This is a genomic window from Burkholderia sp. Ap-955, assembly GCF_011753045.1.
In the GTDB taxonomy this organism is placed as follows: domain Bacteria; phylum Pseudomonadota; class Gammaproteobacteria; order Burkholderiales; family Burkholderiaceae; genus Burkholderia; species Burkholderia lata_D.
Genome location: NZ_VWWH01000150.1, coordinates 1 through 10,606, shown reverse-complemented (window position 1 = coordinate 10,606; position 10,606 = coordinate 1). Strand labels below are relative to the sequence as shown.

Sequence of the window (10,606 nt, the reverse complement as noted above, 5' to 3'; positions counted from 1 at the left end):
CGAGCCAGCCGAGCCACGCGGCCTCGCGCGCCGGGTCCGGCACGCCGGCTTCATCCGGCAGCGCGACGTTCGCCTGCGCATGCCGCGCGATGCCGAGCCGGATCGAGCCGACCGTCACGACGTCCTGCGGCGTCAGCGAGCGGCGGCCCGCGCCCAGCGGCTCGTCGTTGAACAGCACCGGCGCGCCGGCGTCGCCGCCGTGGTTCTGCACGGTCACCGCGAGCGCACCGACCTGCAGGCACACCTGTTTCGCGCCGATCTCGCGATCGGGCAGGATCACCTCGCAGTCGGCCGCGGTGCCGACCCAGTTCGCACCGCGCGCGAGCGACATCGTGCGACCGTACATCGGCCCGCTCAGGAAGCACAGGTTCCACGGCGATGCGGGCGCGGCGGCCGACCCGGCCCCTGCGCCTGCCGCGCCGCCGGGCAATGCGCCGTCGCCGTGCGGATCAATGATGCTCGTCGACATGGGTGACCACTCCTGCGGTCGCCGCCGCGGGCTGCGACGCCGCGCCCACGGGCGGCGGCAACGCGGGCGGCCCGAACTTCGTGCCGGGCAGCGGCTTCGGCGTCAGCGGCACCGCAACGTCGTTGTCCGGCGGGCGGTACATCGACATCCCTTCCGGGTTCGCCGGACCGTCGGCGCCCGGGTTCACCGGCGAGCCGTCCGGCGCGTACATCGACGCGGTCGTCACCACGCGCGGCGTCAACAGGTAGAACCGCTCCATGTGGTTGCCCGACTTGTCGGTGTACTTGAACAGGTTGCCGATCAGCGGAATGTCGGACAGCCAGGGCACGCCGCTCTTGTTCAGCCTCACCTCGTCGTCGTTGAAGCCCGCGATCAGCAGGCTCTTGCCTTCGTCGATCATCGTCTTGGTGACGATGTTGCGCTGCTGGATCACCGGCACGTTCGACACGGCCTGCCCCGGCACGATGTTGCCGTCCTGGATGTCGATCGACATCATCACGCTCTGCGGATTGCCCGAGACGGCGGCCGCGTTGCGGATCGCCTCGTCGACGATCATCGGCGTCACCTTGATGCTCGTGCCGGTCGTCACGCTGTACAGCGACGAATCCTGGTAGCCCGGCACCTGCACGTAGAACTGCGTGAGGTTCTCGAGGATCGCCTCGGTGTTGTCGAGCGCGAGCACCTTCGGCTTCGATCGCAGTTGCGCCTGGCCCTTCTGCGCGAGCGCGTTCACGCGCGTGAGCAGGTAGTTGCGCAGCGACCCGCCGATCGACGCGGTCAGCGCGATGCCGGTCGGCATGAAGGTGCCCGTCTGCCCGGTTTCCGACGTGCCGATCCCGAACGTCAGCGGCGGGTTGCCGACACCGTTGTACTGCGTGTTGCCGTTCAGCGGGTTCTGGCCGTTGCCGATCTGCACGTCGCCGTGCGTCGTGTGCAGGCGCCAGTCGATCCCGAGGCTGTCGAGCGAATCCTCGTTGATGTCGATGATCGTCACGTTGATCTCGACGATGCGCGGCCGCTCGTCGAGCTGGTTGATCAGCGACTGGTAGCGATACATGTTCTCCGGCAGGTCGCGCACGATCACCGCGTTGATCGCCGGGTCGGCGACGATCTGCGGCAGCGTGTCGCCGCCGCCGGTGTTCGAGAACGGCGAGAACCCGCCGCCCGTGCTGCCGTCCGCACCGCCATAGCCGCCCTGGCGCGGGCCGCCGGAGATATCGGGGAAGTCGAGCCGCGGCACCGCGATCGTCAGCCCGGAGCCGAGCTTCACCTGGCGCGCGGCTTGCCCGAGCGACGGGCTCGACGGCGCCGCGGTCGTGTCGCCGATCTTGCCGAACAGCCGCCGCAGGATCGTCGCGACGCCGGGCACCGTCACTTCCTTGCCCGAGCGGTTGATCGTGAAGTCCGACGCCCAGCCGTACTTGAGCCGGAACGCGCGGATATCCGCATGCGCGCCGTTCGCCGACGGATCGCCGACCGAGCCCACCGCCTGCCGCACGAGTTCGACATAGCGGCGCGGGCCGGCCACGTACACGCTGTTCGCGCGGTCGTTGATCACCAGCGTGTAGCGCTTGTCGGGAATCTGCATCGCCTGCAGCGCGCGGCCGATTTCACCGGACGCATTCGGCGGAATCGGGATCATCTGCGTCTGCGACTGGTCGGCCGGATCGACGTACAGGAACGAACCGTCGTAGTACCAGGTCAGGCCGTAGGTCGAGCAGATGGTATCGAGCGTCTGCTGCGGCGTACCGGAGAACCGGCCGCTGATCACGCCGTCGACCTTCGGGTCGACCACCGCCGTCACGCCCTGCGACGACGCGAGTTCGCGGATGAAGTCGCCGATCTTCTTGCCGTTCGCGACGATCGTGAACGGCTTGTTGCGCCAGCGCAGGTCCGCGGCGCGCGCGGGCTGCGCGGGCGCCATGCACAGCGATGCCGCGAGCAGCGCGGTCGCGCACACGGCAAGCGCGGCCCGTTGCAGGCTGCGCGGTTGAAACCGGATCGAGGCGACGCGTCGACGCATCAAAGGACTCCTGTGGAAGAAACGAACATGCGTTCCAGCGCCTGCTGCGCGAAGCGCAGCACTTCGCCGCCGAGCCAGCCCGACAGCAGCACGAGGGCGACCATCACGGCGATCAGCCGCACCGCGATGCCGATATTGGCGTCCTGCACCTGCGTGACGGCCTGCAGGATCGCGACGACGAGGCCTGTCACGGTGGCGATCAGCACGATCGGCAGCGACAGCAGCAGCACGAGCATCAGCGCCTGGCGCGTCAGGTCGAGGATCGTCGAGCTCGTCATTGCACGGCTCCCGGCACGCGCACGTCGGCGCCCGCGCCGACCGTCCCGTCGTCCGGCGGGTTCTTGACCCAGCCGATCGTGTGCAACTGCACGTCCTCCTCGACCTCCTGGTACGACAGCACCGCGAGGTCGGGCAGCACCGGCTGCAGGATCGTCTTCACGTAGCGGCGCGCGCCGAGCGCGACCATCACCGCGAGCCGCGCGGCGCCCTGCGCCGTGCCGTGGCCGCCGGGGCCGGCCGCCTGCGCGGCCTGCACGATCGCGCGCACCTGCTCGCCGATGTCCTGCTTGACCGCGCTCGACAGCGCAAGAAAATTACCCTGCTTCGTGCGCATCACCGCACGCTCGATCCGCTCCTGCAGGTTCTGCTCGAACAGCACGACCCGCAGCTGGCGCGTCGTGCCCGCATGGCGGTCGGTGATCATCCGGCGCAGGTCGACGCGCACGAGTTCGACCAGCGCGATCACGTCGTCGGGCTCGTTCGGCGCCCAGGTGATCAGGCTCTCGAAGATCACGCGCAAATTGCGGATCGGCACCTGTTCCGCCAGCAGCCGGCGCAACACCTCGGTCACGCGCTGCAGCGGCACGAGCCGCGTCAGTTCGCCGACGAGCTCCGGGTGCTCGCGGCGCACCAGGTGCGCGAGCGCCTGCGTCTCCTGAATGCCGAGCAGCTCGTCGGCATGCTGGCGCACGATCTGCTCGACGTGCGCGGCGAGCGCGCTTTCGCTCGACAGCCACTTGCCGTCGGGCGCGGCGCCGTCGGGCTTGATCCACAGCGCGGTCGCGAACGGGCCGAACGCTTCGGCCGGTTGACGCTCCGCGCGCTCGGGCAGCGGCGCGACACCGTCCCACAGCAGCCAGCCCGGCTTCAGCGCGCCTTGCGCGGCGAGCACGTCTTGCAGGTAGATCCGGTACGTGCCGGCCGCCGCGCCTTCGTCGTCGTTCAGCGTGATGCGCGGGAACACCGTGCCGATGTCCGCGTCGACGCGCGCCTTCGCGCTCGACAGCGCGGCCTGCAGCTGCGCCAGGTTCAGGCTCGTGCGCAGGTCGTCGGACAGCGACACCGCGATCAGCGACGTGACGCCGGCCGCATGCGACACCTTCGCGGGCTGGCCGTCGTCGGCCGCGCCGACGCGCCCCGCGACATGAATCAGGTTGAAGCTCGGCGCGGCCGTCTTGCGCCTGAGCTGCGAGAACGCGAACGCGCCGAGGCCGAGCGCGATCAGCGCGAACGACCATTTCGGAAAACCGGGCACGACGAGGAAGCCGCTCAGCACGAACGCCGCGATCAGCAATGCGCGCGGATGCGCACCCAGTTGCTCGCCGAGCTGTTCGCCGAGCTGGCGCTGCCGCGCATCGCGCGTCGCGACGCGCGTCGTGACGATGCCGGCCGCGATGGACACGAGCAGCGACGGGATCTGCGACGCCATCCCGTCGCCGACCGTCAGGATCGCGTAACGTTGCAGCGCGTCGCCGATATCCATCCCGTGCATCAGCGTGCCGACCGCGATCCCCGCGACGATGTTGATGAAGGCGATCACGAGGCCTGCGATCGCGTCGCCCTTCACGAACTTCATCGCGCCGTCCATCGCGCCGTGCATCTGCGATTCCTGCTCGAGCTTCTCGCGGCGTTCGCGCGCCTCGTCGGCGCTGATGATGCCCGCGCGCAGGTCAGCGTCGATGCTCATCTGCTTGCCCGGCATCGCATCGAGCGAGAAACGCGCACCGACCTCGGCCACCCGCTCCGACCCCTTCGCGATCACGATGAACTGCACGACGGCGATCACGAGGAACACCACGCCGCCCACCACGACGTTGTTGCCGACCACGAGCCGCCCGAACGCGTCGATCACGTGACCCGCGTTCGCGTGCAGCAGGATCAGCTTGCACGACGCGATGTTCAGCGCGAGCCGGAACAGCGTCGTGAACAGCAGCAGCGCGGGAAACGACGAGAAACTGACCGCCGACGGCACGTAGGTCGACACCGTCAGCAACACGACGCTCACGGCGAGATTCAGCGAGATCATCCCGTCGAGCGCGGCCTGCGGCAGCGGCAGGATGAACAGCGCGACGACGGCGACGATGAACGTCGCGAGGAACAGGTCGGCGCGTGGCGACGCGCCCCCGAGACGCCGTCCGGACACGCCGCGGCCAGCGGAAAACAACCGCTGCCAGTCGCGGGGGAGCGCCTTCGGTTCTGCCATCGTGCCGTCGTCCTGTCGTTATTGCCGGCCGGCACGGGCAACCCTGCCCCATGTCGCACGGACCGTTGAATGGGACGAGTGTAGCGACGGGGAACGACGGAAAAAGGGAGGCGCCTCGTAGCGTGAAAGCGCGTTTTCCGGCGACGATCGAATCGGACTACGAAACCCGGCGGCGCATGTCGGCACGCGCCGCCGGAACCGCTTCCATCGCGCGCCGGGCCGCCGGCGGGCGCGTCAGGCGGACGTCAGGTCAGACGGCAGGCGCCGTGCGGCGAGGTACGCGAGCTGCGCGCGGTTCTGCACGTTGAAGAGTTTTTCGAGCGAGCGGATGTGGTGGCCGACCTTGTGCAGCGACGTGCGCAGCGCGCTCGCGATCTCCTGGTCGGACAGCCCGTGCACGAGCCGGTCGAGCACCTGCTGCTGCTCGTCGCCGAGCGCGAAGCCGCGCATGCGCGCGATGCGCGCCTCGAGGAACGGCAGCGCGACGCGATGCACGGCGAGGCTCACCGACAGCGCGCCGCCGATCACGCGATCGTCGATCCAGTCGGTGCCGTGCGTCTCCGACGTCACGTTCACCGCGACACGCAGGTCGAGGCGCGGCGCCGACAGGCCGAAGATCACGCCGCTGTTCATCGCATGCGCGCGCAGATGGCCGGCGAGCGCCAGCACCTTGCGGTCGCCGCTGCCCTGCGCGGCCGCTTCGATCTCGTCGAGCCGCCACGCGACCGGAAAGCCGCTTTGCCGCACCTGCGCGAACCGCGGATCACTTTCGTAGAGCATGCCTTCGATGAACGGCTGCATGAACGTCGCCGGAGCGAGATCGCGCAGCAGATGCGCACACAGGATGCGCCGCCCGATCATTTCGTACGCACCGTAACCGAGCGTGCTGAATCCGATTTGCCGCAATCGCGCATGGCATTGCGCGAAATCGAGCGGTGCAAAGTCGGATTTACCGGGCGCAATTTGAATGCCGGTAAAAAAGTCGCGTTCGATTGCCTGATATTCGCTCGAATAAGCGGCAGCAGCCGTTATATCGGCTTGTGAGAACCATTCGACGCGTGGTGCGCCGTCAGCATGTGTCATGAGGAGCCCGCCCTTTCCCAATATGTGAAACTGCGCCCCGTCACGATCTGGTCTTTTCTTTATGATTTTCTGGTCGTCGTTATATGCGTGCGAATATGAACCTTTCGCCGCCATTAGTATTACGGCATATTACGCGGATACACGCATTTTTGTACAATGCCCCCGCGTTTCGTCAGGGATGACGATCGACGCCTATCAAAACGATGCTCGATCGCACCGCCGCGAATGCCGTACACGATACGGCCGCCGCCAGGCGATGCGCGTCGATTCCGAGGGATGGCTCATGTCCGACATTGCATTGCATGAAGAAGCGGTCGCCCCAACCTTTCCCCGTCCGTCGCGCGGGCTGGACGCGCATCCGGACGCCCGGCGAGAGCGCCCGGTACAGGTCGTCTGGTGCGACGACGTCAAGCACGGCGGGCTCACGCAGCCGCACGCGCCGAAGCTCGGCGTCGCCGATACGCTCGCGCACGCGCAGAGCACGGCCGAGCGCAACCGGATCGTCACGAGCCTGCTGCATCTGACGGGCTTCTCGACGTTCGCGTACTTCGCGCTCGAATTCGCGCGCGAGCGGGTCGAAAGCCTGTACCTGCACGAAGCCTTCACGCCGGCCACCTATCGCGGCGACTACGTGCGGCACAACCATCACGACATCGATCCGCGCACGCTCGGCGCGCGCGTCTGCAACATGCCGATCGTGTGGGACCTGCAGCAGTTGCGCCGCGAACACCGCGAGCGCGACGACGGCCCGCGCGTGACGCCGGCCGCGCTCGACGGCTTCCTGCAGACGATGCAGGACGACGGGATGTGCAGCGGCATCATGTATTCGATGGCCGTGCCCGGCACGCGGCTGCATGCGTTCATGAGCTTCACCGCGCCGCGCCGCACGCGCGAATGGATCACGCCGGCGACGATCGAGCAGGCGTTGTCGATCGGGCTGTCGGTGCACAAGTTCGCGTCGCCGCAGCTGATCTCGACGTCGCGCGAGCGTGCGGTGAACGGGCTCACGCCGTTCGAGCAGGAACTGCTGCTCGGCATCGCCGAAGGCGCCTCCGACAAGGAGATCGGCCGGCGCCTCGACACGAGCGCGCACAACGTCGACTATCACCTGCGCAAGCTGCGCAAGCGCTTCGGCGTCGCGAACCGGATCCAGCTCACGTACCTGACGTCGAAGCTCGAGCTGATCTGACGGCCGCGCGGCGCGAGCGGCGTGCCGCACGCCGCACGCGTAAACGCACATGCCGGCCACGAAGGCCGGCATGTGCGGGTTGCGGCGCGGTGCCGGGTCCGGCGCCGCTTCCTGGAAGACGACCTGCGTTACTTCAGCAGCGTCATCTGCACCACCTTGACGATCACGAGACCGACCGCGATCACGAGATAGCCGCGCAGCACGGCCATCCAGATTCGCGTCGCGACCGTCATGTTCTGCGGCTCGAGCGTGTCGAGCGGCGGCATGCGCCACGTGTCGCGCAACGAGCGATCGACGGCCGGCTCGACCACGCGCTTGTTGCGGCGGATCAATACCGTGGCGATATAGCCCGTGATCGCGAGCACGGTGCCGCCGACCAGCACGTCGACGATCGCTTCGCCGCTGATATCCGGATACATCACCGATGCCGTGAGGATGATCGACAGCAGCACGAGCACCCAGATCACCGCGCCGGTGAACACGTTGAGCTTCGTCGAGTTGACCCACGGGCCGAGCACCTGGCGGTCATTGCACAGCACCAGCAGGAACACCGTCGCGCTCGGCAGCAGCACGCCCGCGAGCGTCTGCACGGCTTCGGTCAGCAGGCCGAGCGGGCTGCCCGGAATCAGCACGAGCGTGGCAGCGGCCGCGACGATGCCGAAATACACGAGATAGAAGCCCTTCGCATCGGACACGCCGCGGTGCAGCGAGTGGCGGATCTTGAACACGTCGCCGATCGCATAGGCCGTCGACAGCGATACGGCCGCCGCGCCGATGATGCACGCGTCGAGCAGCGCCACCGCGAACAGCGTCGCGCTCGTGCGGCCCGCATACTTCTCGAGGCCGGCGATGATGCCGCCCGCATCGGTGAAGTTGCCGGCTTCCGGATGCCCGTTGAACAGCGCGGCGCTGAAACCGATCATCGCGACCGCGCCGATCAGCACGAACACGATGCCGATCCACAGGTCGGCCTTCTCATACTTCATGAAGCGCGGCGTGATGCGCTTGTCGATCACGTAGCTCTGCTGGAAGAACAGCTGCCACGGCGCGACGGTCGTGCCGACGATGCCGATCACGAGCAGCATCACGTCCGACAGCTTCGCTTGCGCGGGCCAGTTCGGCACGAAGAAATCGCGCGACATCTGCGCGACGGGCGGATGGATCGACACGAGCACCGGCACGAGCAGCAGGCTCAGCACGCACAGCCCGATCGCGAACCGCTCGAAGCGCCTGAAATCGCCGGTACTCACCGCGGCCATGGTCAACGCGGCGGCCACGCACACGCCGGCCACCTTCGGCAGCCCGAAGAAATCCAGCACGAACGTGATGCCGATGAACTCGGTGACGATGGTGAGCGCATTGAGCAGGAACAGGTCGATCACGCTGAACGCGCCCCAGAACTTGCCGAAGCGCTCGAAGATCAGGCGTGCGTGGCCGACACCCGTGACCGCACCGAGGCGCAGCACCATTTCCTGGTTCACGTACAGCACGGGCACGAGCAGCAGCAGCGTCCACAGCAGCGTCGTGCCGTAGTTCTGGCCGGCTTGCGTATAGGTGCCGAATGCGCCGGCGTCGTTGTCGCCGACCATCACGATGAGGCCCGGGCCGATGATCGCGAGCAGCGTGCGCAGACGCGCCCACCACGTGCCGCGCGAGCCGGTGTCGTGATGCGCGATCGTACCGAGCGCACCGCGGATGTCGCCCAGGTGGGCTTCGTCGAGCACGGCGCTGCGTTCGGCGGCGATTGGTGGAGAAACGTTGGATGGCGTGGACATGATGTGTTCCGTACGGCTAATGGTTATTCGATGCGATGAGCGTGTGGCCTTGGAATGCGCACGCGGCGCCTACCCGCAGGCGGTTGCACGTGCGCATGCCGAGACGCGCTCGGTGCGTCGTTCAGTGGATCAACGCTTTCAGCTGGTTCAACAGGCGGGAGAACACCCGCGGACGGGCGTCGAGCATCAGCATCGCGTCGTAGTGGTTGCGCGATTCCGTGACGTGCGGGAGGTTCGACAGCAGAAGGCCGAAGTTCATGATCTGGCTCCGTGCGGCGACGGCAGGCGTGCCGGCCGCGTCGTGGGTGCGGGGCCAGTCCGGGGCCTGAACGACGTGTCAGGCTAGTCGGCCGGATTGTCCCTGCGACCCGGGTTCAAAAGGGTCTGTGCGTGCAACGGGCATAAGGGACAACTGTCACTGTCGTTCATGGCGGCTCCTGTGCGGTGTTCCGGAGAACACGGTTGACCGCCATCGGGCCTGCGGGCCGGCATTCGCGAGCACGGGAAAAGCGTGCGCGAACGCGGCCGCCTGCCAGGCGGCGGTGAAACCGGCGGGCGCATGCGAAAACGCATCACGCTAACCGGCGCGAATCAGGGTGCACGTAGGGAGTTGCTGCGGAATACTGCTGCGCGCACCGTTTGCCTGGGAGACAAACGGCGGCTTCGATGAGGCGCGGACGTCGGTCGCTCAGGCGGAAATTTCGTTCGAAGATCGACTACTGCAGGCGTCCAAGGCGGCGGCCCCAAGAGTGAAGATGGCGGATTCTATGGACCGCCCGAAAGTGAAGTCAACCCCTCCAAACCCCATTTCTCGAAATAAATTTCCCGCCTTGCGGCACTGAAAGATTTGCCCTTGGAAACACGCGGCGCAACCTTTCAGGGCATGTGACACGGTCGGGGATCGATGCGTATGAACAACGGGGCGGCACGTCCGGTCGTGCGCCTTCGCTGTCCATTCCGCGCCGCAACGCGCCGCCGAGGTGCCCGTACAACGTGCGCCACTTTTATGCGTTTTTTACTTGCGCTGCAGCAAACGACGCGAATACAATCCGCCGCAATTCATCAAGGGAGTCCCTCCGTGGACACATGCTCTAGTTGCAGTTCGATGCCGGTCCAGGCCGGCCAAGCCATCGCGAGATAGCAGCCAGACGCATGTCTTACGCCGCTAGCTCGCATTTCGTCGGGTTAGCGCGCTTCCTTCCGGGCCGGCCATCGCCGGTTCGTCCGTTGCACGCTCCATTACGTTCCACCCTCCGATCGCAGGCCGCGTCACGCGCCCGCGCTCGATCACGTCGTCCGGCCCGAGCCGGACCGGACGGAGGCAGCGTCATGTTTCTTCAATCGTTCGCGGTCAGACTCAAGCGCATCGTGCATCTCGCATGCGACCGCTCATTCGTATCCGGCCTCTCGCCTCTCGCCCACGCGTTCAGCAACTGGCGCGGCACGGCGCTCGCCCACGTGCCGGCGGCGCCGCGCCCGCTCGACTGCCTGCTGTTCGCCGTGATGGCCGCCGCGGTCGCGCTCGTCGCGCTGCTGTGCTCGGCCGCGTCGCGCCTCGGCTTCGCACAGGTGTGGCGCGTCGGCG

At 67.3% G+C, this 10,606-nt stretch carries 9 protein-coding genes; 2 read left to right on the top strand and 7 right to left on the bottom strand.

Annotated elements, in window-relative coordinates; genetic code table 11:
* From F3J15_RS35895 to F3J15_RS35875, 5 genes are all read right to left on the bottom strand, one after another.
* Window positions 1–469 (bottom strand): FHA domain-containing protein (locus F3J15_RS35895; RefSeq protein WP_275692417.1); only part of this gene is annotated, 469 nt, incomplete at its 3' end.
* Window positions 450–2,492, bottom strand: a complete 2,043-nt coding sequence (gene sctC, locus F3J15_RS35890) for a type III secretion system outer membrane ring subunit SctC (RefSeq protein ID WP_166897317.1) — start codon at window positions 2,490–2,492, stop codon at window positions 450–452. The genes F3J15_RS35895 and sctC, both read right to left, overlap by 20 nt.
* On the bottom strand, window positions 2,492–2,770 hold the full coding sequence (sctS, locus tag F3J15_RS35885) for a type III secretion system export apparatus subunit SctS (protein ID WP_006480854.1): 279 nt from the start codon (window positions 2,768–2,770) through the stop codon (window positions 2,492–2,494). Before sctS ends, sctC begins: the two co-directional genes overlap by 1 nt.
* A complete protein-coding gene (gene sctV / locus F3J15_RS35880) occupies window positions 2,767–4,974 on the bottom strand; it encodes a type III secretion system export apparatus subunit SctV (RefSeq protein WP_166897314.1) in 2,208 nt (735 codons plus the stop codon). The genes sctS and sctV overlap by 4 nt, the downstream gene beginning before the upstream one ends.
* A 234-nt stretch (window positions 4,975–5,208) precedes the next feature.
* On the bottom strand, window positions 5,209–6,057 hold the full coding sequence (locus F3J15_RS35875) for an autoinducer binding domain-containing protein (protein ID WP_166897311.1): 849 nt from the start codon (window positions 6,055–6,057) through the stop codon (window positions 5,209–5,211).
* A gap of 283 nt (window positions 6,058–6,340) precedes the next feature.
* Here F3J15_RS35875 and F3J15_RS35870 point away from each other — a divergent pair, with 283 nt between their 5' ends.
* Window positions 6,341–7,246 carry a LuxR family transcriptional regulator gene (locus F3J15_RS35870; RefSeq protein ID WP_166897308.1) on the top strand — a complete coding sequence of 302 codons (906 nt, stop codon included), beginning with the start codon at window positions 6,341–6,343 and terminating at the stop codon, window positions 7,244–7,246.
* A 128-nt stretch (window positions 7,247–7,374) separates the two neighbouring features.
* Here F3J15_RS35870 and F3J15_RS35865 read toward each other — a convergent pair whose 3' ends face one another.
* A complete protein-coding gene (locus tag F3J15_RS35865) occupies window positions 7,375–9,021 on the bottom strand; it encodes an Nramp family divalent metal transporter (protein WP_166897305.1) in 1,647 nt (548 codons plus the stop codon).
* Window positions 9,022–9,142: 121 nt separating this feature from the next.
* Window positions 9,143–9,280, bottom strand: coding sequence for a hypothetical protein (locus F3J15_RS35860; protein ID WP_166897302.1), 138 nt, complete (start codon window positions 9,278–9,280; stop codon window positions 9,143–9,145).
* Between the two features lie 1,070 nt (window positions 9,281–10,350).
* Between F3J15_RS35860 and F3J15_RS35855 the strand changes: the two genes are divergently transcribed.
* Window positions 10,351–10,606, top strand: a 256-nt coding sequence (locus F3J15_RS35855) for a hypothetical protein (protein ID WP_166897299.1), incomplete at its 3' end; no start/stop codon positions are given.

Excerpts from the sequence above, each read along its gene's own strand:
- F3J15_RS35870 (WP_166897308.1), top strand. The coding sequence starts at position 6,341 with ATGTCCGACATTGCATTGCATGAAGAAGCGGTCGCCCCAACCTTTCCC.
- F3J15_RS35875 (WP_166897311.1), bottom strand. The coding sequence starts at position 6,057 with ATGACACATGCTGACGGCGCACCACGCGTCGAATGGTTCTCACAAGCC.
- sctV (WP_166897314.1), bottom strand. The coding sequence starts at position 4,974 with ATGGCAGAACCGAAGGCGCTCCCCCGCGACTGGCAGCGGTTGTTTTCC.
- F3J15_RS35865 (WP_166897305.1), bottom strand. The coding sequence starts at position 9,021 with ATGTCCACGCCATCCAACGTTTCTCCACCAATCGCCGCCGAACGCAGC.
- F3J15_RS35860 (WP_166897302.1), bottom strand. The coding sequence starts at position 9,280 with ATGAACTTCGGCCTTCTGCTGTCGAACCTCCCGCACGTCACGGAATCG.
- sctC (WP_166897317.1), bottom strand. The coding sequence starts at position 2,492 with ATGCGTCGACGCGTCGCCTCGATCCGGTTTCAACCGCGCAGCCTGCAA.
- sctS (WP_006480854.1), bottom strand. The coding sequence starts at position 2,770 with ATGACGAGCTCGACGATCCTCGACCTGACGCGCCAGGCGCTGATGCTC.